Here is a 24095-nt window from a genome sequence, read left to right as displayed (position 1 = left end):
GGTCAGGCCGGCGCCATGGTCCAGGACGCGGCCCGGTTCAGCGCGCTCAGGATCGCCTTCATCGAGGCGCTGGTGATGCTCGTGTCGACGCCCACGCCCCACAGGACGGTCGTGTCGTCGCCCTCGCCGACCTCGCACTCGACGTAGGCCGCGGCCTTGGCGTCGCCGCCGGCCTCGAGGGCGTGCTCGGCGTAGTCCAGCACGCGCACATGCGCACCGGCCTGCACCAGGGCGTCCACGAACGCCGAGACTGGTCCGTTGCCCTCGCCGTCGACTTCGACCCCCTGGCGGGTGGGGCCGTCGACGACCGCCGTGACGTGGAACTGCCCGTTGCTCGATGTCGAACCGGCCGACGTCAGGCGCCACGGCCCCTGGCCCAGGTACTCACGCTCGAAGATGGAGTACATCTGCGACGGGGTGACCTCGGTGCCCGACTCGTCGGTGTGGGCCTGGACGACGCGGGAGAACTCGATCTGCAGACGCCGCGGCAGGTCCATCTTGTACTCGGACTTCATGATGTAGGCCATGCCGCCCTTGCCGGACTGCGAGTTGACGCGGATGACCGCCTCGTAGGTGCGGCCCACGTCGTGCGGGTCGATCGGCAGGTACGGGGCCTCCCAGTCCACCTCGTCCAGCAGCTTGCCCTGCCGGGCGGCCTCGGCCTCCAGGTACTCCAGGCCCTTCTTGATGGCGTCCTGGTGCGAGCCCGAGAAGGCCGTGTAGACCAGGTCCCCCGCGTACGGGTGCCGCGGGTGCACGGGCAGGCCGGTGCAGTACTCGACGGTGCGTCGCACGTGGTCGATGTCCGAGAAGTCGACCTCGGGGTCGACGCCCTGCGTGTACAGGTTCAGCGCCAGCGTGACCAGGTCCACGTTGCCGGTGCGCTCGCCGTGGCCGAACAGACAGCCCTCGACGCGGTCCGCGCCCGCCATCTGCCCCAGCTCGGCGGCGGCGACGGCGGTGCCGCGGTCGTTGTGGGGGTGCAGCGACACCGCCACGTGCTCGCGGTTGCGCACGTTGCGGATGAAGTACTCGATCTGGTCCGCGTACGTGTTGGGGGTGGAGCGCTCGACGGTGGCGGGCAGGTTGAAGATGATCTCGCGACCCTCGCCCGGCTGCCACACGTCGGCCACCGCGTTGCAGACCTCGACAGCGAAGTCGGTGGGCGTCTGCGTGAAGATCTCGGGCGAGTACTGGTAGCCGAATTCGACGTCGCGCAGGTGCATGTCGGCGTACTTCATCACCAGCTCGGTGCCGCGGGTGGCCAGCTGCACGCACTCGTCCTCGGAGATGCGGAAGACGACCTTACGGAACAGTTCCGCCGTCGCGTTGTACATGTGGATCGTGGCGCGGTTGGCGCCGATCAGCGACTCGGCGGTCCGGCTGATCAGGTCCTCGCGGGCCTGGGTCAGGACCGAGATCGTGACGTCGTCGGGGACCTTGTCGCCCTCGATCAGCTGCCGGACGAAGTCGAAGTCCGTCTGGGAGGCCGACGGGAACCCGACCTCGATCTCCTTGTATCCGATGTCGACCAGCAGCTCGAACATCCGCATCTTGCGCGACGGCGTCATGGGATCGATCAGGGCCTGGTTGCCGTCGCGCAGGTCGGTCGACAGCCACCGCGGCGCTTTCTCGATCCGCCGGGCGGGCCAGGTGCGGTCCGGGACGTCGACGGGGACGAAGGGGGTGTAGCGGTGCACCGGCATCGGCGTCGGCTGCTGAACGGGAACGGGCTGCGGGCGGGTGGTGAAGGTGGTCATCTGAGTCTCCTGGGCTGTGCTGGTGCGCCAGACGCGACGAAGCACCGCAGCGAGGTTTCTGGCTCAGAGATACTGGGCCTCGCTGCGGCAGCCAAGAAGGAGGGTATGCCGTGCCACGTCGGCCACTGTAGCACCGCCGCTGCGGGATTCCACTACTTGACCGAACCGGCGGTGAGGCCGCCGATGAGCCGCTTCTCGATGAAGCTGAACAGGATGACCACCGGCACGATCGCGATCATCGCGACGGTAAACAGGTACTGCCAGTCCTTGATGTAGAGGCCCAGGAAACGCGGCATGGACACGGTGAGGGGCTGCAGGTTCGTCTGCTGCACCAGGATGAACGCGGCGGAGAATTCGTTCCACGAGTTGACGAACACGAAGACGATCGCGGTGACGATCCCCGGCCACACCAGCGGCAGCGAGATCCTGAACATCGTCTGGAGTCGGCCCAGCCCGTCGATGAGGGCGGCCTCGTCGATCTCCTTGGGCACCGAGGCGAAGAAGGCCTGCATGATCCAGATGGCGAACGACAGGTTGAAGGCGGCGTTGATGAGGATGAGCGCAGCCCACACCGCGTACCCCTGCCAGCCCTTGAACTCCTGGAACAGGCCGACGGCCAGGACGGTCGGCTGCAGCATCTGCGTGCACAGCACGAGGAGGAGGAACACCATGCGGCCGGGGAAGCGGAACCTCGCCACGTAGTAGGCGGCGGGAGTGGCCACGAGCAGCACCAGCAGTGTGGCGCCGAGCGCGATGACCGCGGTGGCCAGCAGCGACGACGCCGGGTCGACCTCCGACGCCCACACGGTGAGGTAGTTGTCGAAGCGGGGCGCCGCCGGGAAGTAGTCCGGTGGGATGTTGGTGATCTCCAGGCGCGTCTTCAGCGACGAGATGAACATCAGCGCGTAGGGGAAGCCGAAGAACACGACGATGGCGATGGAGCCGAGGGCGATCACCCACGGGCTGGGCGGCTTGTTGATGCCGCCGCGGACGGACCGGGTGCGTGCCATGGCTCAGGCCACCTCCTTCGTCGGCTGCACGATCGCTAGGTAGATGGCGATGATCACGAGGCAGAAGATGAAGTTCAGCACCGACAGCGCCGACGACACACCCGGGCCCAGTGCCCGCTGGTACTCGAACATCAGGGTCGTGGTGATGTGACCGGTGTGATAGCCGGGGGTCTCCTGCAGCAGGCGCAGGATCGGCAGCGAGTTGAACACGTTGATGATGTTGATCAGCGCCGCCACCGCGATCGCGGGCCGAAGCAGGGGTAGGACGATGAACCAGTAGCGGCGCAGCCCGTCGGCGCCGTCGACGTGGGCGGCCTCGCGCACGTCGTCGGGCACGGCCTGCAACCCGGCCAGGATCGTGTAGGTCGTGAAGGGCAGCGAGACGTAGATCGCCACGAACACCGCCACCCAGAAGGCGCTGGTGGGGTCCTTGGTCCACGCCTGCGCGCGCTGGAGGATGCCGGTGTCGACGAGGAGTCGGTTGAACAGGCCCACGTTCTCCTGCAGCCCGTAGCGGAAGACGGTCGCGGTCATGACGACCGAACAGGCCCACGGGAGGATCACGAACAGGCGCAGCGCCTTGCGGCCCCGGAACTCGAGGTTGAGGAACTGGGCCAGCGCCAGTGAGAGCACGACCGTGATGAGGACCACGACGGCGACCCACAGCACCGTGTTGAGCAGGATCCGCCCCACGGGCACGCCGGGGAACGTCAGGGCCCCCGCGGTGCCGATGTAGTTGTCCAGGCCGACGGGGGCGTCGCCGCGCTGGATGCCCCGGTTGTTGTACTTGAAGAACGAGGTGTAGATCATCAGCGCCGCCGGGTAGAGCACGACGCCGAGGATCAGGACGAGGGTGGGCACCAGCCAGGGCAGTGCGGTGAGGACGGCGTGGGTACCGGAGCGCTTGCGGCGCCGCGTGCTGTCCCGGACCATCGACGGGGTGGCGGTCAGTGACACGGTGGCTGTGTCCTCCTCGGATCGTCATGGATCGGGGTGGCACCGGATCCTACCGGCGCCACCCCGCGACGGGTGTCAGCTCTGAGCGTCGACCTGGGCCTGGATCTCGGCCAGGACCTCGGCCGGGTCACCACTGCTGACCTTGTAGGCCGAGCCCTGGAGCGCGGTCTGCAGGACGTCCCACGCCGGGTTGCCCACGGGCAGGAACTTGACGATCGACAGCGCCTCGAGGAACGCGGCGCCGTTCTCGTCCGACTCCGCCTTGCCCTTGTCGATCATCGACGTGGTCACGGGAAGCAGCCCGGTGCCCTTGTACCAGCCCTCGTACATCTCGTCGGAGTACATGAGGTCGAGGAACGCGGACGTGGCGGCCTTGCGGTCGGCGTCACCGTTGTCGAACGCGACGATGAAGTCGGTGACGCCCAGCGCCACGCCGTCGCCGCCGTCCTTGGCGGGGATCGGCGCCAGCGCCACGTTGACGCCCTTCGCCTCGGCGTCGGCGACGATCGCCGAGTGGGCCATCATCATGCCGAGCTTGCCGGCCTGGAAGAGATCGGCGATGTCGACGCGGTTGTCCTCGAGGTTGGACTGCGTGTAGCCGGCCTCGTACATCTTCTTCATCTGCGCGAACGCCTCGGTGGCCTCAGGCGTGTCGGCCTTGAGCCCCTCGCCGTCGGCCCAGTCGCCGCCGGCGCCCCACAGCCAGAGCGACGACTCGACCTGCGCCTCCTCGCGCCCGAGCGGCATGCCGTAGCCGCGCACGTCGTCGCCCAGTGCGACGAGCTTCTCCGCGGCGGCCTCGAGCTCGGCCCACGTCTTCGGCGGCTCGGTGATCCCGGCTGCCTCGAACAGGTCGACGTTGTAGGCCATCATGCGCGCCGACGCGATGTCGGGGGCGGCCCACTGCGTGCCGTCGGTGCCGACGCCGTTGGCGAGCAGCGACGGCTCGATCGCGGCGAGAGTGTCGGCGGAGAGGACCTCGTCCATCGGGTACAGGATCCCGGCGTCGGCCGAGGCGGCGAAGGCGTTGTCGTTGAGGATATCGGGGTAGTCACCGGCCTGGATGCGCGCCGACACCTTGTCCGTGAACCCGTCCCAGCCCTCGATCTGCAGCTCGACGTCGACGTCGGGGTAGGTCTCGTTGAACTTGTCGATGATGGCCTGCCAGTCAGCCTGCGACGAGTCCGAGTACGACGGGGCGAGGATCTTGATGGTCGTTTCGAGCGAACCGGGATCAGCCGGCTCGCTGTTCGTGGCGGCGGGCTCGCTGCCGCCGCAGGCGGACAGGGCGAACGCGCCGGCGAGGGCGACCGCGCCGAACTTCAGGACACGCTTGTTCACGTGCACTTCCTTCCTAGGTGTCCTCCGCCGGGCGGAGGGGGTGTGATGCCTGCGATCCTAGGAGTGTGCTCGCTGCGCGCATCGGGCGCGCGCTGGTCGTGACCAAATAGTTACCGGCGAGACATATTCGCGCAGCCAGAGTGCGCGACTCGTCAGAATCCGAGCCGGTTGAGGTGCTTGGCGTCGCGCTGCCACTCCTTGAGGACCTTGACGTGCAGGTCCAGGTGCACGCGGGTGCCCAGCAGCCGGTTGATCTGCTCCCGCGCCTGTGTCCCGATCTCCCGGAGGCGGGCGCCGCGGTGGCCGATGATGATGCCCTTCTGCGAATCCCGCTCCACGACGATGGACGCGAAGATGTCGGTGAGCGGCTTGTCCTCGGGCCGGTCCGCCCGCGGCATGATCTCGTCGATGACGACGGCGATGGAGTGCGGCAGCTCGTCGCGCACCCCCTCGAGGGCCGCCTCGCGGATCAGCTCGGCGATGAGGGTCTCCTCCGGCTCGTCGGTGATCTCACCGTCGGGGTAGTACATCGGTCCCTCGGGCAGCAGCGACAGCAGCACGTCCCGCACGGTGTCGATCTGGTCGCCGGCGGTCGCCGAACACGGCACCACCTCGGCCCACTCGATGCCCAGCTCCTCGGCGACGTGACCGATGTCGACCAGATGCGACAGCTGTCGATCCCGGCTCACCAGGTCCGTCTTCGTGGCCAGCGCCACCAGCGTGGGGCGGTGGCCGAGCTTCGCGATCTCGCCGATGATGAACTTGTCGCCGGGGCCGATGCGCTGGTCGCAGGGCAGGCAGACGCCCACGACGTCGACCTCGGACCACGTCTCGAACACCAGGTCGTTCAGGCGCTGCCCCAGCAGTGTCCGCGGCCGGTGCAGCCCAGGGGTGTCGATGAGGACGAGCTGGCCGTCATCGCGCGTGATGATGCCGCGCACCGCGTGCCGCGTCGTCTGCGGCTTGCTCGACGCGATCGCGATCTTCTGCCCCACGAGCGCGTTGGTGAGGGTGGACTTTCCCGCGTTCGGGCGGCCCACGAAGCAGGCGAATCCGGAGCGGTAGGGGGTGTCAGTCATCGTCGCCTCCAGTGGCGTCATCGGTGGGCAGTTCGTCCTGGGTCAGGCGCCGGGCGAGCACGGTCCCGATCTGGTGGCGGCGACCGACCGCGCGGTCGGCCACCAGTTCGATGTCGCCGACGGTGGTCCGCGCCCCGGGGATGGGCACCACGTTGAGCTGCTTGGCCATGAGCCCACCGACGGTCTCGACGTCGTCGTCGTCCAGGTCGACGTCGAACAGCGCGCCAAGCTCGTCGACCGGCAGCCGCGACGAGATCCGGTAACGCCCCTCCCCCAGGTCCACGACGGCGGGCTGATCCTGGTCGTACTCGTCGACGATCTCGCCGACGATCTCCTCCAGGATGTCCTCGATGGTCGCCAGGCCGGCGGTGCCCCCGAACTCATCGACGACCAGCACGAGGTGGGAGTGGCTGAGCTGCATGTCGCGCAGCAGGTCGCTCACCGGCTTGGAGTCGGGGCAGAACACGGCCGGCCTCATGAGGTCTGCCACGGTCTCCTGGCGCTCGGCATCGGGGAAGTCGTAGACCCGCTTGGAGACGTCCTTGAGATAGACGACGCCGAGGATGTCGTCGAGGTCGGTGCCCACCACCGGGATGCGGGAGAAACCGGAGCGCAGGGCGAGCGAGAGGAGCTGACGCAGCGTGCGGTCACCGGTGACGTAGACCACGTCCGTGCGCGGGACCATGACCTCCTTCACCAGGGTGTCGCCCAGCTCGAAGACCGAATGGATCATCTTCGACTCCCCGGCCTCGATGAGCTCCTGTTTCTCGGCGATGTCGACCAGGTCGCGCAGTTCGGCCTCGGTGGCGAACGGGCCGTCCGCGTAGCCCCGACCGGGGGTGAGGGCGTTGCCGAGCAGGATCATCAGTTGGGCGATGGGCCCGAAGATCGTGGTGAGCCCCGACACGAGCGGGCCGAAAGCGCGCATCGTGCGCTCCGGGTTCTGGCGCCCGAGGGTGCGCGGCGCGACTCCCCAGAGGATGAAGGACACCACCAGCATGGTCACGATCGTGACGGCCGCGCGCTGCCAGTCCAGGGGGAACTGCGTGAACACGACGAGGCCGGCCAGCACGATGGCGGTGATCTCCAGGGCCATGCGCGCGAACATGACGGCGTTGATCGAGGGCGCCGGGTCCTCGGCGATGAGCTTGATGCGTTCCGCGCCGCGCACGCCCTGGTCCACCATGCGCTCGGCCCGGGCCCTCGTCGTGACGCCGAGGGCGGTCTCGACGGCCGCGAGGAGAGAGGCGGCCAGCGCGCACGCCAAGGCGATGCTGAGTTCGATCCACTCGGACTGGGTCACTGGGGGTGTTCAACTCGCTCAAGTCGGGGACGCTGTGGCGCCCGAGTCTATCGCAGCGGGGCCGGCGCGAGGCGCCGCCAGAAGACGCCCGCGGCCAGCACGGCCACGCCCCCGAGGATCGACTGCCACGGGAGCGTGACGATCAGCAGCAGGCAGAGGGCGAGTCCGATCACCTGCCAGGCCTTGGGGTAGCGACGCTCGGGCGGTTCCTGCGTGAGGGCGGCCGCGTTGGCCACGGCGTAGTAGAGCAGGACTCCGAATGACGAGAACCCGATGGCGCCGCGCAGGTCGGCGACGAGCAGGATGACGGTGAGGACGGCGGCGAGGGTGAGGTCGATGCGGTGCGGCACCAGGGTCCGCGGGTGGGTGTGGTCGAAGAAGCGCGGCAGGTCGCCGTTGCGCGCCATGGCCAGCCATGTCCGCCCGATGCCGGACAACAGGCCGAGCAGCGCGCCGCCAACGGCGGCGGTCGCCCCGATGACGAGGACGACGCGGGCGCCGGGCCGGTCGTCGACCAGCAGGGCCAGTGGTGCGCTGGTCGTGGCCAGGCGATCGCTGCCCACGAGCAGCAGCAGGCTCACCGCCACCACGGCGTAGACGACGAGCACGACGCTCAACGCCACGACGATGGCGCGGCCGATGGTCCGCCGGGGATCGCGGACCTCCTCCCCCATGGTCGCGACCCGCGCGTAGCCCGCGAACGCGAAGAACAGCAGTCCGGCCGATTGCAGCACCCCGTACCACCCGGCCGGTCCCGCGGGAAGGGCCAGCAGCGTCCCCCCGCCCGTGGACCCCGCCTGCCACCCGACAATCAGGGCCGCCGCGAGCGACAGCAACGCCACCGATCCCAGCACCATCGCCGCCCTGGCGGTACGGGTGACGCCGAGCAGGTTGATGGCCACCATCGCCCAGACCGAGGCGATCGCCACGGGCACCCGCCACGCGTCGGGCGCGAGGTAGGCGGCCAGCGTCATGGCCATGGCGGCCACGGACGCCGTCTTGCCGATGACGAAACTCCACCCGGCGAGGAAGCCGGGCCAGTCCCCCAGCCGCTCGCGTCCGTACAGGTAGGTCCCACCCGCCGAGGGATACTGCGCGGCGAGCTGGGCCGACGACGTGGCGTTGCACCAGGCCACGAGCGCCGCGAGCGCCAATCCGATGAGGAGTGCACCCCCCGCCGCGGCGGCGGCGGGGGCCCACACGGCGAACACGCCGGCGCCCACCATGGAGGCGACACCGATGGCGACGGCGTCAGCCAGGCCGAGGCTGCGGCTCAGCTGCGACCGCACACCTGATCCCAGGCCGCGATGATGCGGTCGTTCAGGCCGAACATGACGGCCTTCTCGTCCGGCTCGGCGTGATCGTGGCCGAGGAGGTGCAGCAGGCCGTGGATGAGCAGGTACTCGGCCTCGCCGTCGGCGCTGCGGCCGTTGTCGGCCGCCTGGCGGGCGGTGACCTGGGGGCAGAGGACGATGTCGCCCAGCAGCCCCAGCGGCGGCTCCTCGTCCTCCGCGGGTTCGCGGAGCTCGTCCATCGGGAAGCTCATCACGTCGGTCGGGCCCGGGAGGTCCATGAACCGCTCGTGGTACTCGGCCATCGTCTCCTCGTCGACCAGCACGATCGACAGGTCCGCCTGGGGATGGATGCGCAGCTTGTCCAGCGCGAACCTCGCGAGTTCGACGAGGCCCAGCTCGTCGGCCTCCATCCCGGACTCGTTGTTGATGTCGATCATTGGCGGCGTCCCTTGCGCTCGGAGGTGAGGCTCTCGAACTGATCGTAGGCCGCGACGATGCGCCCCACCAGGCGGTGCCGGACGACGTCGCGGCTCGTCAGCGTGCAGAACTCGATGTCGTCGATGCCGTCGAGGATGTCCATCACGCCCCTGAGCCCGCTCTTGACACCGCCGGGCAGGTCGACCTGCGTGATGTCGCCGGTCACGACGACCTTCGACCCGAAGCCGAGGCGGGTGAGGAACATCTTCATCTGCTCCATCGAGGTGTTCTGCGCCTCGTCGAGGATGATGAACGCGTCATTGAGGGTGCGGCCGCGCATGTACGCCAGCGGGGCCACCTCGACGGTGCCGGAGGTGAGCAGCTTCGGCACCGAGTCGGCGTCGACCATGTCGTGCAGGGCGTCGTACAGCGGCCTGAGATACGGGTCGATCTTGTCGTTGAGGGTGCCCGGCAGGTAGCCGAGCCGCTCCCCGGCCTCAATGGCCGGCCGCGTGAGGATGATGCGGCTGACCTCCTTGGCCTGGAGCGCCTGGACGGCCTTGGCCATCGCGAGATAGGTCTTGCCCGTGCCCGCCGGGCCGATGCCGAACACGATGGTGTGCCGGTCGATGGCGTCGACGTAGCGCTTCTGGTTGAGCGTCTTGGGCCGGACGGTCTTGCCGCGCGACGACACGATGTTCTGGGTGAGGATCTCCGACGGCGTGGCGTGCGGGTCGTCGGCGAGCTGGATGACCCGCTCCACCGTCTCTCCCGTCAGGCCCTGGCCGGTGCGCAGGATGGTGATGAGCTCGGTGAGGACCTCCGTGGCCTTCGCCACCTCGGCGGAGGGGCCCGACAGCGTGATCTGACCGCCGCGGACGTGCAAGTCGGCGTCGAGCTTGTCTTCAAGGATGCGGAGGAAGTCGTCGCGGGGGCCCAGCAGGTTGACCATGTCGATCGAGGCCGGCACCGAGACGGTGCGCGTCGCGTGCTGCTCCGGATGGTTCGTGTTCAGGGTGTGATCCTTCTGTGGTGCGGCGGCGCCCTCCGCCACCGGCCGCCCAGTCTAGGCGCGTCGCGGGAGCGTCAGCTCTCCAGGACGGCCAGGTCCTCCTCGTCGTCCTCGGAGATGATGTGCATCGCGGCCTCTTCCGCGCTCGCAGCACCCCCGCCGTAGCCGACGTCCACCCCGAGGGTGTGCTCGACGCCGCCACTGCCCTGCACCGCCATGAGACGACCGGCGCGGGCCGCTCCGACCTGACGTGGCTCGTGCGTGGGGTTCCACTCGACCTCGTCGCCCGTCGGTTCGGGCTCCTCCTGGGCGATGCGCATCTCCAGCGTCTCGCCCTGGCGCATCTCTGCGACCGTGTTGCCGAAGCCCTGCGCCGGCGACCACTTCTCGGGGGTCACGTACCCCTCGTCGAGCACGTCGTCGACGCCACGGTCGATCAGTGAATCGCCGGGTTGCAACTGGTCGAGCTGCTCCGACTCGTCCGGCACATACTCAACTGCGCTGTCGTCCATGCCTGAATCTTGCCACCGTCCCGGCCTTGTCGCGCGTTTACTCGCAGGCTCCCGCTGAACTGGCCCGCGCCCAGCGAGCCGTCGATGCACCCCGCATTGACGGCGTACAATGCCGCGGTGCAACAGACGAGCCCACGCCCCGAGGCCACACCGCGTCCGTCCTTCGCCGACCGTCCGCAGGGCGTATTCGACGTCGTCGTCGCCCTGTTCTGCGCTCTCCTGCTCATCAGCAACGTGTCGGCGGTCAAACTGATCCAGTTCGGACCCGACTGGACCCCCCTGGGGATTCCTGTGCTGCCCATCATCACCGACGGCGGCGCGTTCCTGTTTCCGCTGACCTATGTGCTGGGCGACGTGCTGGCGGAAATCTACGGGCTGAAGGGTGCGCGGCGCGCCATTCTGCTCGGATTCGCCGTGTCGATCCTCGCGTCGGTGACCTTCCTCGCCGTGGGCGCGGCGCCCGCCGCCGCCGACTGGCCGAACCAGGGCGCCTTCGACGCCATCCTGGGCTTCGTGCCACGGATCGTGATCGCCAGCCTGCTCGGCTACGTCGCGGGCCAGTTCCTCAACGCCTGGGTCCTGGTCAAGCTCAAGGCCCGCAGCAGCGAGGGTTCCCTGTGGGCACGCCTCCTGGGCTCCACCGTCGTGGGTGAGGCGGCGGACACGACCATCTTCTGCGTCGTGGCCTTCGCCGGCGTCATCACGGGCGGCACGCTGCTCAACTACATCGTGGTGGGCTACGTGTACAAGGTGCTGGTCGAGGCGCTCTTCCTGCCCGTCACGTACCGCATCATCGCGCTGGTGAAGCGCCACGAACCGAGCTACGCGCCGGCGCCCCTGCGGTAGAACCTGCCCAGGAACTCGTCGCGGAAGGCGTGGAAGTCCCCCGACTTCAGGGACGCGCGGATCCGGTCGACGAGGCGCACCGTGAACCGCTCGTTGTGGATGGTCGCCAGCGTCGACGACAGCATCTCCTTCGCCTTGAACAAGTGGTGGAGGTAGGCGCGCGTGTAGTGCGTGCAGGTGTAGCAGTCGCACCCCTCCTCCAGGGGGATGAAGGAGCGCCGGTGCCGCGCGGTGTTGACGTTGTAGCGTCCGTCCGCGGTGTAGATCGCCGCGTTGCGGGCGACCCGCGACGGGTTGACGCAGTCGAAGGTGTCCGCGCCAGCCTCGACCGCGGCGAAGAGGTCGTCGGGCTCGGAGATGCCCAGCAGGTGTCGCGGTTTGCGCTCGGGCAGTTCGTCGACCATCCAGGTGATGATCGTGCCGAGGTTCTCCTTCTCCAGCGCCCCGCCCAGCCCGAAGCCGTCGAAGCTCCGGCCGTCGACCTCCAGCTCGGCCAAGCCCCGGGCGGCCCCGCGGCGCAGGTCCTCGTACTGGGCGCCCTGGACGACCCCGAACAGGGCCTGATAGGGCCGGCCACCGCGCTCACGCGTGAGGCGCTGGTGCTCGGCCAGGCATCGCTCGGCCCACCGGTGGGTGCGTTCCACGGACGCCTCCTGGTAGGCGCGGGTGTTCATGAGCGTGGTGAGTTCGTCGAAGGCGAAGATGATGTCGGCGCCCAGCTCATGCTGGATCCGCATGGAGACCTCGGGCGTGAAGCGGTGTGACGTCCCGTCCAGGTGGGAGCGGAACGTGACGCCGTCGTCGTCGACGTGGGCCATGCGGGTCTTGCCGTCGGCGATGACGTCGTCGTCGGCCAGGCCGGCGGTGTCCATCGCGAGCACCTTCTTGAATCCGGCGCCGAGGCTCATGACCTGGAAGCCGCCGGAGTCGGTCACCGTGGGGCCGGGCCAGTTCATGAAACGGCCGAGGCCACCCGCCTCGTCGACGAGGTCCGAGCCCGGCTGGAGGTAGAGGTGGTAGGCGTTGGCGAGCACCGCCTGCGCCCCGAGGTCGGCGACGGCCTCCGGCAGCACCGCCTTCACGGTCGCCTTGGTGCCGACCACGATGAAGGCCGGGGTCTCGATATCGCCGTGCGGGGTGTGGATGACGCCGGCCCGGCCCCGGGCGCCGTCGAGATGGTGCGTGACGTCGAAGGAGAAGCCGCCGGTCACGGGCGTCTCGCCAGCACGTCCAGCTGGCCGAGCGCGACGGCCGCGGCGGTGGACGTGCGCAGCACGCCGTCGCTGATGGCTACCGGGACGGCGCCGGCCTCGACGAACCGGTCCAGTTCCTCGGGCGCGATGCCGCCCTCCGGTCCGACGATCACCAGGCCCGTGCCCTCCTCGGGGAGGTCGATGTCGGCGATGTGCTGGGGCGCGTCCTCGTGCAGCACCAGGGCGATGTCGACCGCCGCGATCGCGTCGGCCACGTCGGCGGTGCTGACCGCCACGACGTCCGGGACGAGGAACCGGCGCGACTGCTTGGCCGCCTCCCGCGCCGTCGCCCGCCACTTGTCCAGGGCCTTGTCGCCCCGCTCCCCCTGCCAGCGCACGATGGACCGTGCGGCCTGCCAGGCCAGGATCTCCCGGGCACCGAGCTCGGTGGCCATCTGGACCGCCAGCTCGCTCCGGTCGCCCTTGGCCAGCGCCTGCACGACGCCCCATCCGATCGACGGGGTGGCGGCGGGGATGACGTCGAGGACGCGGGCGGCGAGTTCGCGCCGTTCGGCGGAGATCACCTCGGCGCGCACCCCGACGCCGTCGCCGTTGGCCAGCAGGACCGTCTCGCCGGGCACGATGCGCTTGACCGAGACCGCGTGGTGGGCCTCCTCGCCGGTGACCGTCACGAGGTCACCGGGGCCGACGGCGGCGTCGAAGCGGGCGAAGAACAGCGGGTCAGTCACGAGAACCACTCGGAGAGCTTGCCGAACACGCCCTTGTGGCCCTGGGCGGCGACGCCCTCCGGCGCGGACTCATCTCGGGCCTCGGCGAGTTCCCGCAACAGCTCGCGCTGCCGGTCGTCGAGCTTGGTGGGCGTCTGGACCAGCAGCGTCACGCCGAGGTCGCCCCGGCCGCCGCCGCGGAGGCGAGGCACGCCGCGGCCCTTGAGCGGGATGCGGGTGCCCGACTGCGTGCCGGCCGGGACCTCGACGGCGACCTTGCGGTCCTCCAGGTCGGATCCGTCCCACTCGGCCTCGAGCGTGGCCACGTCGATGCTGGTGCCGAGGGCCGCCGCGGTCATCGGGACCTTGACCACCACCTCGAGGTTGTCCCCCTCGCGGCGGAAGGTCTCGTGGGCCTCGACGGCGAGCTCGACGTACAGGTCGCCCGCCGGACCGCCGCCCGGGCCGACCTCGCCCTGGCCCTCCAGATGGATCCGGATGCCGGTGCTGACGCCCGCCGGGATGCGCACCTGCAGCGTGCGGGTGGTGCGGACCCGTCCCTCACCCGAGCATTCCCCACAGGGCCGGGGGATGATCGTGCCGTAGCCGCGGCAGGTGGGGCAGGCCTGGGACGTGCGGATGTCGCCGAGGAAGCTGCGCTGGATCTGCGTCACTTCGCCGGAGCCCTGACATGTGGTGCAGGTCACGGGTTCGGAGCCGGGCTCTCCGCCGTGTCCGGAGCACTTGGGGCACAACACCGCGGTGTCGACCTTCACAGGCTTGGTGGTGCCGAAGACCGCCTCGTGGAGCTTGAGGGAGACCCGGACGAGGGCGTCCTGGCCCTGACGGACGCGTGAGCGGGGCCCGCGGGTGCCCGCGGCCCCGAACATGGCGTCGACGAGGTTGGAGAAGTCGAACCCGCCCGCGAAACCGCCGCCGAAACCCGAGAACCCGGCGCCCGCCGAGGACATGGGGTCCCCGCCGCGGTCGAAGACGGCGCGCTTGTTGGGGTCGCTGAGGACCTCGTACGCCTCGTTGAGTTCCTTGAACTTCTCCGCGGCGTCGGCCTCCTGGGCGACGTCCGGGTGCACCTTCATGGCCCGCCGGCGGTACGCCTTCTTGATGGCCTCCGGGGAGGCGTCGCGGTCGACGCCGAGGATTGCGTAGTAGTCCTTGCTCATGGGTTCTTTCTGTCGATCAGCCTTGGCTCAGGAATCTGCTGACGTAACGGGCCACGGCGCGCACCGCGGCGATGTGGGAGGGGTAATCCATGCGGGTGGGGCCCAGCACGCCGAGGCTGGCCGACAGGTCCGCCCCGTATCCCGCGGCGATGACGCTCGCGCTGCGGAAGCCCTCGGTGGTGTTCTCCTCGCCGATGCGCACGGTGACGTCGTCACCGGCCGCCTCGCCGAGCAGCCGCATGAGGACCACCTGTTCCTCGAGCGCCTCGAGGAGCGGCCGCAGGTTGGTCTCGAACGTCTGACTGGCGGCCAGGTTGGGCAGCCCCGCGACCACGACGTGCGCCGCGGGCTCCGCCGCGATCGCCTCGAGGACGGCGGCCACCACCGGCGCGGCGTACGGCCGCTCGTCCGGCGCCAAGGCGTCGACGAAGGTGCCCAGCGCAGCTGCGGCGTCGGCCGTCGCGCGGCCCACGATGGCCTCCGCCACGCGGTTACGCAGCGCCTGGAGCCTGCCCTCGTCGGACGACGGGGACTCCAGGACGGTCTGGTCCACCCGCCCGGAGGACTGCACGACGATGACCATGAGCCGCTCGGGGGTGAGCAGGAGCAGGTCCACGTGGCGCACCACCGTGCGCTGCGCGATCGGGTACTGGACGATCGCGACCTGCCGCGTGAGTTGCGCGAGCAGCCGCACCGTCCGGGTCACCAGGTCGTCGACGTCGGCCGTGCCGTTGAGGTAGGTGGTGATGGCGCTGCGCTCCGCCGGCGACAGCGGCTTGATCTGCGCCAGGCGGTCCACGAACAACCGGTACCCCTTGTCGGTGGGGATCCGGCCGGCGCTGGTGTGGGGCTGCGCGATGTAGCCCTCTTCCTCCAGCACCGCCATGTCGTTGCGGACGGTCGCGGCCGACACGTCGAGCTTGTGGCGCTCGACGAGGGCCTTGGAGCCGACCGGCTCGCGGCTGGCCACATAGTCGGTGACGATGGCCTTGAGGACGTCGAGCTTGCGGTCGTCGAGCATGTCACCTCCTGGCTGGCACTCGTGGCGGTCGAGTGCCAGTGTACCGGCATCTATGCTGGCTGCCATGACGCTCGCCTGGACCCCGGTCACCGACCGCGTGTACGTGACCGCGCTCGAACCGCACCGAGTCAACGTGGGGCTGGTCGTCGGGCGGGACGCAGCCCTGCTGGTCGACGCCGGCAACACCCCCGCGCAGGGAGCCGACCTCGTGCGCTCCGCGGCGGACCTGGCCGGCGTCCCGGTCACGCACGTGGTGCTGACCCACGGCCACGCGGACCATGTCGGCGGGCTCTCGGGCATGGCCGGGCTGATGTCCATCGGGCACGAGGATCTGGCGGGCGCGGAGCCGACGGAGGTGTTCTCGATGGCCCGCGCGGTCGATCTCGGCGGCCAGCGGGTCGAGCTGCTGCACTTCGGACGCGCGCACACGCAGGCGGACGTCGTCGTGTTCGTGCCCGGCGAGAACGTGGTGTTCGCCGGCGACCTGCTGGAGGAGGGCGCGGATCCGCAGGTGGACGAGTCCACCTCCCTGGCGAACTGGCCGACCGTGCTCGACGGCGTGCTGGGGGCCAGCAACGCCGGGACCCGGTTCGTCCCGGGCCACGGTGCGGTGGTGGACCGCGACTTCGCGTTCGTGCAGCGGGCCGAGGTCGCGATGCTCTACAGCTCGAGCGAGATGCTGATCCAGCAGGGCGTGACCGCCGAGCAGGCGGCGACCGCGGTCGAGTGGCCGTTCAGCGCCGAGACGCTCGCCGTCGCGCTCCCGAAGGCGTACGCGGAGCTGGCCGAGAAGGGCGTCGTGCCGAAGCGGCAACTGCCGATCTTCGGCATCTGACCTCAGCGCGCTGGCCAGGCCTCCTGCGCCGCCGCCCACGTCTCCGGGTCCGAGGCGATGAGCAGGCCCCTGGCGCGCGACGCGACCGTGTAGTCCTCGCCGGCGAGGGTCCGGCTGACGCCGCCGGCCTCCGTCACCATGAGCGACCCGGCGAGATGGTCCCACGGGTGGACGGTCGTGTAGACGAGGAAGTCGACGTCGCCGTGCAGCACCTTGGGGTAGTCGAAGGCGCAGCACCAGGCGCTCTCGACGACGGGACTGAGCCGGCCGTCGGCCGTGAAACCGTGCACGGAGCGCTTGGAGGTGGCGCCGAGCGGTGCACGGTCGGCGCGGGTCCGGTCGATGCGTGATCCGTTGAGGGTGACTCCGCCGCCCAGCTCGGCGATGTACATGCGCTGCGCCTGGGGCTGCAGGATCCAGCCGCGCGTCGTCACGCCGTCGCGCACCTCGGCCAGCATCACGCCGAACTCGTCGCGGCCGGCGACGAAGTTGCGGGTCCCGTCGATCGGGTCGATGACGAACGCGTGCTCGGCCGTGGCCAGGCCGTCGAGCAGGCTCGCGTCGGCGAACACGCCTTCCTCCCCGACGATGACGGCCCCGGGGTGGGCCTCACGGAGCAGGCCCGTCAGGTAGTCCTCGGCCTCGCGGTCGGCGATGGTGACGAGGTCGCCGGGCTTCTTCTCGATGACGTCGCCGTGGGCGAGCTGTTGGAAGCGCGGAAGGATGATCTCGGCGGCGGTCTGTTCGAGCAGGCGCGCGATGCCCTCGGTGTCCATGGCCCCACCCTATCGGCGCCGCCTCAGGCGTCGTCGAGATGGTCCTGCGTGACGAAGTCGATGAGGGTCTCGACCACGGTGTTGAGCTGCGGTTCGAGGTCGCGCCAACTCGTGACGCGCGCGAGGATCGCCTGCCAGCCGCGGGCGACGTCGGCCTGATCGGCGTGGGGCAGCCCGAGGGCTGCGAGGGTGCCCTTCTTGAAGTCGATGTCGCGGGGCACGTCTGGCCACGCCTTGCGCCCGATCCGGTCCGGGCGGACGGCCTGCCAGATGTCGATGAAGCGGTGACCGGCGACGAGGACGGTGTCGCGGTATCCGGCGCGGTACACCTCCTCGGCGATCCGGCTCTCCTTGCTGCCCGGCACCAGGTGGTCGACCAGGACGCCGAGGCGGCGGCCGGGCTCGGGTCTGAAGTCGGCAACGATCGCGGGCAGGTCGTCGATGCCGCCGAGGAACTCGACGACGACGCCGACGTGGCGGAGATCCTCGCCCCAGACCTTCTCGATCAGCTCGGCGTCGTGGCGGCCCTCGACGTAGATCCGGCTGGGCAGGGCCACGCGGGCCTTCGCCGGCTCCGCGGACACCCGCGATCCCGATGCCGTGTAGGCGGGTCCCGCGGGCGTGCCTCGCAGCGGCGGCCGGAGCGCGACGGGCTGCCCCTCGAGGAGGAAGCCGGGGCCGAAGGGCGCGGCCCGCCGCTTGCCGCGTCGGTCCTCCAGGAGGACGAGGCCGTTCTCCCAGCCGACGACGGCGCCGCAGAAGTCTCCGAACTCGACGACGACGTCGAGTTCGACGGGCACGTCGCGGGTCTTCTTGAGGTGCGACTTCTGCCACCCGGGGGCGAGGACGTCTCGTGCGTAGCGATCCACGATCGGCGACGCTATCAGCGCCGCGCCGCCCATCCGGCCAGCGACACCGCCTCCTTCCGCAGCCGGAGTTGAGCCTGATTCCCGACTCGTTCGGCCTGCAACCGATTTCAGAGGCCATACGCGCTGTCGAGGCCGGGCGCAGGCTCAACCTCCTCTGGCGAGCCGCGTGTCAGGCTCAACCGGCCTCGGCGAGCCGCGTGTCAGGCTCAACCGCGGTCAGTCGAGGAGGTCGCGGATGACGCCGTCGGCGAGCAGCCGGCCCTCCCGCGTGAGGCGCAGCCTCGGCCCCGGCTCCAGCGCACCACCGTGCTCTCCCCCGAGGCTGTGGACGACGGCGGCGAGCCCCCGCTCGACGATGCCGTCGATCCGCGACCCCTCCGACGGCGTCAGCACCGACAGCGGAACGCCGTGCGCCAGCCGCAGTTCCAGCAGGACGCGCTCGACCCGGCGATCCTCCTCACCCAGCACCTCGCGGGCCAACGCCGGCGACTCCCCCGCCGCCAGCGACGCCGCGTAGCTGCGCGGGTGCTTGCGGTTCCAGAACCGCACCCCGCCGATGTGCGAGTGTGCCCCCGGCCCGATCCCCCACCAGTCGGCGCCGTGCCAGTAGGCCAGGTTGTGCCGGCACTCCCCGCCCGGCATGGCCCAGTTGCTCACCTCGTAGTTCGCCATCCCCAGCGACGTCAACAGGGCGTCCGCCAACTCGTACTTGTCGGCCAGGTCGTCGTCGTCCGGCATCGGCAGCTCCCCGCGACGGACCCGGGCCGCCAGCCGCGTGCCCTCCTCCACGATCAGCGAGTAGGCGCTCACGTGGTCGACGGGCGCGCCGGCGACGGCATCGAGGCTCGCCCGCCAGTCGTCGAGGGACTCCCCCGGCGTGCCGTAGATGAGGTCCAGGCTGATGTGCTCGAAGCCGGCGTCGCGCGCCCAGCCGGCCGCGTCGAGCCCACGCCGGGGCGTGTGCTGCCGGTCCAGCACCGCCAGCACGTGGGGTACCACCGACTGCAGACCGAGCGACAGGCGCGTGAATCCCGCGGCGCGCAGGGTGACCAGGTAGTCCGGGGTGAGCGTCTCCGGGTTCGCCTCGGTCGTCACCTCCGCGTCGGGCGCGAGATCGAACCGCTCCCCGACCGCCCCCAGCAGCCCGGCCAGTGCGTCGGCCGGCAGCATGGTGGGTGTCCCGCCGCCGAAGAACACCGTCGACACGCGCCGCCGGCCCAGGACGCGCGCAGCCAGGTCCAGCTCGGCGACGGCCGCGCTGAGATAGGTGCCCGGTGCCAGGTCGCCCAGCTCCGACGGGGTGTAGGTGTTGAAGTCGCAGTACCCGCACCGCACCCGGCAGAACGGCACGTGCACGTAGAGCGAGAGCGGGCGCGCCGCATTCAGCGCCGACGCCGGCAGGGCGCCGTCGGGCGGGGCGGGGTCGCCGTCGGGGAGCTGGGCCACCGCCCCAGCCTACGCAGCCCCGCGCGGATCAGCCCAGACGCCGCAGCAGCAGGACCAGGTCCTCGCGGCTGGGACGGACCGGGTTCGTGGCGGTGCAGCCGTCGTCCAGGGCGGTCCCGGCCATGGCGTCGACGACGGCCCGGTACTCGGCCGTCGACACGCCCGCCTCGGCGATGAGCGCGGGGATGCCCAGCGCGCCGTTGAGTCGGCGCACCGCCGCCACCAGCGACGTCACGGCCGCGGCGCCCGTGGCCGACGGCGTCACGAGCCGCCCCAGGCGCGTGTAACGGTCCGCGGCTGCCGGGCTGCGCTCCGCGTTGAACGCGATGACGTGGGGAAGCAACATCGCGTTGAGCCGGCCGTGCGCGATCGGGAAGTGGCCGCCCACGGCGTGCGCGAGGGAGTGGGTGATGCCCAGCCCCACGTTGTCGAAGGCCATGGCGGCCAGGCAGGAGGCGTTGTGCATGTGCCCGCGCGCGTCGCGGTCGTCGCCGTGGGTGTAGCAGCGCACCAGGTGCGCGACCACCAGCTCGACCGCCTTCTCGGCCAGGGCGTCGGAGAAATCACAGGCGCCCACGGACACGTACGCCTCCACGGCGTGCGTCAGCACGTCCATGCCCGAGTCGGCGGTGATCGCGGGCGGCACCCCCACGACCGCCTCGGGGTCGAGGATCGCGACGCGCGCGACCATGTCCGGGGACACCAGCGGGATCTTGGTGTGCGTCCGCTCGTCGGTGAGGACCGCGAACGACGTCACCTCGGATCCGGAACCGCTGGTCGTCGGGATCGCCACCAGCCCGTGGACCGCGCCGAAGCCCGAGTCGAGGGCCGCCTTGTGCATGGCCTTGGCCGCGTCCATCACGGACCCGCCGCCGTAGGCGACGACGACGTCGGGGCGGGCGTCGAGGTACGCCGCCGTCCCCCGGCTGATCGTGCCGATCGTGGGATTGGGCTGCACGTCGCAGAAGATCGTCACGTGCTCGCCGAGCCGGCCGGCCACCGAGGCGAACAGGGGCGTCGTGGCGAGGAAGCCGTCGGTCACCAGCAGCACGCGCTGCCCGGCGTGCTCATCGAGCGCACCCAGCGCGTCTGGCCCGATCCGGACGTGGGTGGCGAGCCGGAACTCCCTCATGGCCGGTCCTGGCGGGTGTGCTCGTCGCGGAACTCGCTCGGCGTGACGCCGACGAGCTTCTTGAAGGTGCGGGAGAAGTAGTTGGCGGGCTGGAACCCCAGCTCGGTCGCGATCCGCAGGACCGGCTTGGGGGTGTGGATGAGCATGAGCTTGGCCCGCTCCAGCCGTTTCGCCGTGACGTAGTGGATGAAGCTCTCGCCCGTCTTGTCCTTGAACCGCCGCGCGAAGTGCGACTCCGACCACATGAGGTACTCGGCCGCCTTGCCGCACGTGAGGAAGCTCGTGGGGTCCTTCTCGATCTCGTTCAGCAGCGTCGCGATGGTGCGCTGGCGCGGCAGCAGCTCCGGCTCGACCAGGGTGTGCAGGAGGATCAACAATCTCTCGCAGTACAGCTGACACTCGTAGCGGTTGAGGTCCGGGCGACGCCGGTTGCGGTGCCGGATCACGACCTGCGACACCTCGCGCCCGTGGTGCACCCCCTCGCCGGAGGCCAGGCCGATCAGCACGTCCTCGTACTCCGCCAGCCGCGACGGCGGCAGCTTCTGGCTCCATCGCGGAAGGAGGCGGTCCAGGTAGTCGCTGAGCAGTTGGAGGTTCGCGCCGACGTCGGCGGCGTGCAGGTTCCGCGCGATGCGCTCGGCGTCCAGGCTCTCGTCCGGGGCGAGCGCCTGGAGCGGCACGAGCGGCAGCTGCTTGACCTTGCCGGCCAGGAGCGGGGCCAGGACCTCGTCGCTCGCGGGGTCCTGCGGCGGCAGGGGCTTGAGGCGCCCCAGGTAGGGGCCGGTGGACGCCGGCAGATGGTAGGTCGCGCTGCGTCCGCTCAGCGTGCGGTTGGCCAGCGTGACGATCGCATCCGCGGCGGATTCGATCTTCGACAGCTCGACGACCCGCACCTGGTCCATGAGCTCGGCCACCGCCCCGGGGTCGCCCAGGTCGTCGCTGGTGGCGAGGATCTTCGACAGCGAGCCCTGTCCGCGGGTCAACAGCACCTGGCCCGCGAGGATCGCGCCCAGGTAGTGCGGGCCCATCATGATGCCGACCGAGAAGTCGACCAGGCCGGCGTGGCAGCGGTAGACGAACGGCTTGCCCTCCAAGGCCGACTGGAACCCGCCGTGGGCGTCGCACGAGAAGCAGCGGCGCCGGATCTCCGGGTCCTGCCGCAGGAACCGGCACAGGGCGCTGAACTCCGAGGCGCGGGTCACCGGCGTGCCCATGGAGTCGACGGTGATCATGGCCAGGCCGGTGTCGGCCGCGAAGTCGTCCTGGATGCGCTGCAGTTCCTCCAGATCGATCAGCGTGCGCAGGTCCACCGCGGCCAGCCGCGCGTCGCTCACTTCGACGACGGACATCCCAGTACCTCTCTCACGTCGTCGAATCCCGCCCCGGTGACCGAGTCGACCGCCAGCACCGGGTCGGCCCCCGCCGCTCGCAACCGGGCCACCGCGTCGTCGACCTGCGCCGGGGTGGCCAGCATGATCTTGGTCACGACGCCGAGCACGCGCCGGTTGAACGCCCCGGCGAAGCCCGGCGGGATGTAGGACTGCTCCTCCGTCGGATCGAGGAACAACACGACGGCGTCGGCGTCGAACGCCACGACCTGCAGCGCCCGCTGGAGGCGGCCGTGCTGCAGGAACTCGCCGGGGGTGTCGATGACGCCGTCGAACGACTCGACCGCCTGCGTCTTGACGTACTCGATCTCCGTGGCCGCCAGCCGCTGCCGGAAGGTCGTCTTGCCGCAGCCGACGGAGCCGACCAGCAGCAGCGTCCCGGGCGCGGTGTCGACTGCGCTCATGTCCGCGTCAGAGGGGCCGGAGTGAAGCCGAGCACGGTCTCCAGCGTGTCGACGACGCCGCGGACGGCCGACTCGACGTCGGCCAGGGTTCCCACGATGAGCAGCGAGCCGGAGAAGCGGTCGACGAATGCCAGCTCGACCCCGGAGGCCTTCGCCGCCGCGTCGGCGGCGATGACCGCGGCCTCACCCGGCGTGATCGTCAGCACCCCGACGGCGCCGCGCGTCTTGGCCGTGAGCCCGATCTTCGCGTACAGATGCTCGTCCGGGTTGGCGATGATGTGCGCGAGCGTTACCTGCTTGCCCGGCACGAACTCCTGGATGATGCGCTGCTTGTCCTGCACGTCCATGAACCACCTCGTCCCCGTGTGCGTCACCCACACTAACCCGGGCCTCCCGGGGAGGAAATAGCGCCCCCCGGCGACAGCAGGAATGTGTAACAAGTGGCCTGATCCGTGTAGCGGAAGCCGCCCTATCGTGACGGACGAGTGACCAGTGACGGCCACTTAGTCACGACGAAGGAGTCCTGTGATGCAAGAAGCACTCGGCATGGTCGAGACCAAGGGATTCGTCGGCGCCGTCGAGGCGGCCGACGCCATGGTCAAGTCAGCCAACGTCCAACTCATCGGCAGCGAGAAGATCGGCGCGGGTTTCGTGACCGTCTTCGTGCGCGGTGACGTCGGCGCGGTCAAGGCCGCGGCGGACGCCGGCGCGGCTGCCGCCAGCAAGGTCGGCGAACTGGTGAGCGTGCACGTCATCCCGCGCCCGCACACCGACGTCGAGAAGATCCTCCCCTCCAGCGCGAAGTAGGCGAGCATGTCGGATGAACTGATCACCAAGGTCATGGCCGAAGTCATGAAGAAGATGGGCGACTCCGCCCCCGCGGCCGCCGGCGGCTCCCGCCCCGCGGCCACCGAGTTCGTGGGCACCAACGCCCTCGGCGACACGATCGGCCTGGTCATCGCCAACGTCGATCCCCAGCTGCACGAGATGATGAAGCTCGACGGCCGCTACCGCTCCATCGGCATCGTCGGCGCCCGCACCGGCGCCGGCCCGCACATCTTCGCCGCCGACGAGGCCGTCAAGGCCACCAACTGCGAGATCCTCACCATCGAGCTCCCCCGCGACACCAAGGGCGGCGCCGGTCACGGCTCCCTCATCGTGTTCGGCGCGGAGGATGTCTCCGATGCCCGCCGGGCCGTCGAGGTCACCCTGTCCGAGCTGGACCGCACGTTCGGCGACGTGTACGGCAACGAGGCCGGCCACCTGGAGTTCCAGTACACCGCCCGCGCCTCCCACGCGCTCGCCAAGGCGTTCAACGCCCCGCTCGGCAAGGCCTTCGGCATCACGGTGGGCGCCCCTGCGGCCATCGGCGTCGTCCTGGCCGACACCGCGGTGAAGGCCTCGACCATCGACGTCGTCGGCTACGCCAGCCCCGCCGCCGGGACCAGCTACTCCAACGAGGTCATCTCGTTCTTCAGTGGCGATTCGGGTGCTGTCCGCCAGGCGATCGTCGCCGCCCGCGACGTCGGCCGGGCCCTGCTCGGTGCCCTCGGCACCTACCCCGAGTCCAGCACCCATCCCTACATCTGA

25 protein-coding genes are annotated in these 24095 nt (G+C 70.2%); 4 read left to right on the top strand and 21 right to left on the bottom strand.

What is annotated here, in order from left to right:
- Positions 1–2 precede the first annotated feature (2 nt).
- From leuA to ACFQPD_RS02705, 10 genes are all read right to left on the bottom strand, one after another.
- The gene (gene leuA / locus ACFQPD_RS02750; RefSeq protein WP_385898247.1) at positions 3–1706 is read right to left on the bottom strand and encodes a 2-isopropylmalate synthase; all 1704 of its coding nucleotides are present in this window, start codon (positions 1704–1706) and stop codon (positions 3–5) included.
- Between the two features lie 206 nt (positions 1707–1912).
- Positions 1913–2770 carry a carbohydrate ABC transporter permease gene (locus tag ACFQPD_RS02745; RefSeq protein WP_385898185.1) on the bottom strand — a complete coding sequence of 286 codons (858 nt, stop codon included), beginning with the start codon at positions 2768–2770 and terminating at the stop codon, positions 1913–1915.
- A gap of 3 nt (positions 2771–2773) precedes the next feature.
- Positions 2774–3727 carry a carbohydrate ABC transporter permease gene (locus ACFQPD_RS02740; RefSeq protein WP_197971762.1) on the bottom strand — a complete coding sequence of 318 codons (954 nt, stop codon included), beginning with the start codon at positions 3725–3727 and terminating at the stop codon, positions 2774–2776.
- A gap of 75 nt (positions 3728–3802) precedes the next feature.
- Positions 3803–5068, bottom strand: coding sequence for an extracellular solute-binding protein (locus ACFQPD_RS02735; protein ID WP_385898183.1), 1266 nt, complete (start codon positions 5066–5068; stop codon positions 3803–3805).
- Between the two features lie 152 nt (positions 5069–5220).
- Positions 5221–6168: a GTPase Era gene (era, locus tag ACFQPD_RS02730; RefSeq protein ID WP_385898180.1), complete on the bottom strand. Its 948-nt coding sequence runs from the start codon at positions 6166–6168 to the stop codon at positions 5221–5223.
- Positions 6140–7450: a hemolysin family protein gene (locus tag ACFQPD_RS02725; RefSeq protein ID WP_385898177.1), complete on the bottom strand. Its 1311-nt coding sequence runs from the start codon at positions 7448–7450 to the stop codon at positions 6140–6142. Before ACFQPD_RS02725 ends, era begins: the two co-directional genes overlap by 29 nt.
- A gap of 47 nt (positions 7451–7497) precedes the next feature.
- The gene (locus ACFQPD_RS02720) at positions 7498–8739 is read right to left on the bottom strand and encodes an APC family permease (protein ID WP_385898174.1); all 1242 of its coding nucleotides are present in this window, start codon (positions 8737–8739) and stop codon (positions 7498–7500) included.
- Complete coding sequence (gene ybeY, locus ACFQPD_RS02715) at positions 8724–9182, bottom strand: rRNA maturation RNase YbeY (protein WP_068752129.1); 459 nt, start codon at positions 9180–9182, stop codon at positions 8724–8726. Before ybeY ends, ACFQPD_RS02720 begins: the two co-directional genes overlap by 16 nt.
- Positions 9179–10114, bottom strand: a complete 936-nt coding sequence (locus ACFQPD_RS02710; protein ID WP_353080754.1) for a PhoH family protein — start codon at positions 10112–10114, stop codon at positions 9179–9181. The genes ybeY and ACFQPD_RS02710 overlap by 4 nt, the downstream gene beginning before the upstream one ends.
- 134 nt (positions 10115–10248) lie before the next feature.
- The gene (locus tag ACFQPD_RS02705) at positions 10249–10686 is read right to left on the bottom strand and encodes a DUF5709 domain-containing protein (protein WP_385898171.1); all 438 of its coding nucleotides are present in this window, start codon (positions 10684–10686) and stop codon (positions 10249–10251) included.
- Between the two features lie 117 nt (positions 10687–10803).
- On the opposite strand from ACFQPD_RS02705, the gene ACFQPD_RS02700 reads away from it, so the two are divergent.
- Positions 10804–11532: a queuosine precursor transporter gene (locus ACFQPD_RS02700; protein WP_385898168.1), complete on the top strand. Its 729-nt coding sequence runs from the start codon at positions 10804–10806 to the stop codon at positions 11530–11532.
- On the opposite strand, the gene tgt is transcribed toward ACFQPD_RS02700, so the two are convergent.
- From tgt to hrcA, 4 genes are read right to left on the bottom strand one after another with little or no spacing between them, the layout of a single operon-like run.
- Positions 11508–12743 (bottom strand): tRNA guanosine(34) transglycosylase Tgt, encoded by a 1236-nt coding sequence (tgt, locus tag ACFQPD_RS02695; protein WP_385898165.1) that lies wholly within the window; start codon positions 12741–12743, stop codon positions 11508–11510. The two genes, ACFQPD_RS02700 and tgt, sit on opposite strands and share 25 nt — an antisense overlap.
- Positions 12740–13474: a 16S rRNA (uracil(1498)-N(3))-methyltransferase gene (locus ACFQPD_RS02690; protein ID WP_385898162.1), complete on the bottom strand. Its 735-nt coding sequence runs from the start codon at positions 13472–13474 to the stop codon at positions 12740–12742. The genes tgt and ACFQPD_RS02690 overlap by 4 nt, the downstream gene beginning before the upstream one ends.
- Entirely contained in the window at positions 13471–14634 is a 1164-nt protein-coding gene (dnaJ, locus tag ACFQPD_RS02685; protein ID WP_385898159.1) for a molecular chaperone DnaJ, read from the bottom strand. The genes ACFQPD_RS02690 and dnaJ overlap by 4 nt, the downstream gene beginning before the upstream one ends.
- Positions 14635–14650: 16 nt before the next feature.
- Positions 14651–15655, bottom strand: coding sequence for a heat-inducible transcriptional repressor HrcA (gene hrcA / locus ACFQPD_RS02680; RefSeq protein WP_353080674.1), 1005 nt, complete (start codon positions 15653–15655; stop codon positions 14651–14653).
- Positions 15656–15719: 64 nt separating this feature from the next.
- Between hrcA and ACFQPD_RS02675 the strand changes: the two genes are divergently transcribed.
- The gene (locus ACFQPD_RS02675) at positions 15720–16490 is read left to right on the top strand and encodes an MBL fold metallo-hydrolase (protein ID WP_385898158.1); all 771 of its coding nucleotides are present in this window, start codon (positions 15720–15722) and stop codon (positions 16488–16490) included.
- A gap of 2 nt (positions 16491–16492) precedes the next feature.
- Here the strand turns inward: ACFQPD_RS02675 and ACFQPD_RS02670 are convergent, their stop codons facing one another.
- The 7 genes from ACFQPD_RS02670 to ACFQPD_RS02640 form a co-directional block, all read right to left on the bottom strand.
- Positions 16493–17266: an inositol monophosphatase family protein gene (locus tag ACFQPD_RS02670; protein ID WP_385898155.1), complete on the bottom strand. Its 774-nt coding sequence runs from the start codon at positions 17264–17266 to the stop codon at positions 16493–16495.
- 23 nt (positions 17267–17289) lie between these two features.
- Complete coding sequence (locus ACFQPD_RS02665; RefSeq protein WP_385898152.1) at positions 17290–18168, bottom strand: DUF3097 domain-containing protein; 879 nt, start codon at positions 18166–18168, stop codon at positions 17290–17292.
- Positions 18169–18351: 183 nt separating this feature from the next.
- A complete protein-coding gene (gene hemW / locus ACFQPD_RS02660; protein WP_385898149.1) occupies positions 18352–19581 on the bottom strand; it encodes a radical SAM family heme chaperone HemW in 1230 nt (409 codons plus the stop codon).
- 28 nt (positions 19582–19609) lie between these two features.
- Positions 19610–20713 carry a 1-propanol dehydrogenase PduQ gene (locus tag ACFQPD_RS02655; protein ID WP_385898147.1) on the bottom strand — a complete coding sequence of 368 codons (1104 nt, stop codon included), beginning with the start codon at positions 20711–20713 and terminating at the stop codon, positions 19610–19612.
- Positions 20710–22062, bottom strand: coding sequence for a PocR ligand-binding domain-containing protein (locus ACFQPD_RS02650; RefSeq protein WP_385898144.1), 1353 nt, complete (start codon positions 22060–22062; stop codon positions 20710–20712). The genes ACFQPD_RS02655 and ACFQPD_RS02650 overlap by 4 nt, the downstream gene beginning before the upstream one ends.
- Positions 22044–22505: a EutP/PduV family microcompartment system protein gene (locus ACFQPD_RS02645; RefSeq protein ID WP_385898141.1), complete on the bottom strand. Its 462-nt coding sequence runs from the start codon at positions 22503–22505 to the stop codon at positions 22044–22046. Before ACFQPD_RS02645 ends, ACFQPD_RS02650 begins: the two co-directional genes overlap by 19 nt.
- A complete protein-coding gene (locus tag ACFQPD_RS02640) occupies positions 22502–22852 on the bottom strand; it encodes a BMC domain-containing protein (RefSeq protein WP_353080682.1) in 351 nt (116 codons plus the stop codon). Before ACFQPD_RS02640 ends, ACFQPD_RS02645 begins: the two co-directional genes overlap by 4 nt.
- 178 nt (positions 22853–23030) lie before the next feature.
- Between ACFQPD_RS02640 and pduA the strand changes: the two genes are divergently transcribed.
- Both pduA and pduB read left to right on the top strand, forming a co-directional pair.
- A complete protein-coding gene (gene pduA, locus ACFQPD_RS02635) occupies positions 23031–23312 on the top strand; it encodes a propanediol utilization microcompartment protein PduA (RefSeq protein WP_353080683.1) in 282 nt (93 codons plus the stop codon).
- Positions 23313–23318: 6 nt separating this feature from the next.
- Positions 23319–24095, top strand: coding sequence for a propanediol utilization microcompartment protein PduB (pduB, locus tag ACFQPD_RS02630; protein WP_353080684.1), 777 nt, complete (start codon positions 23319–23321; stop codon positions 24093–24095).

It is taken from the genome of Tessaracoccus sp. O5.2, from assembly GCF_964266725.1.
GTDB classification, from domain to species: Bacteria; Actinomycetota; Actinomycetes; order Propionibacteriales; family Propionibacteriaceae; genus Arachnia; species Arachnia lapidicapta.
The sequence above is the reverse complement of the archived record's forward strand: the minus strand, read 5'-3'. Positions and strand labels throughout refer to the sequence as shown.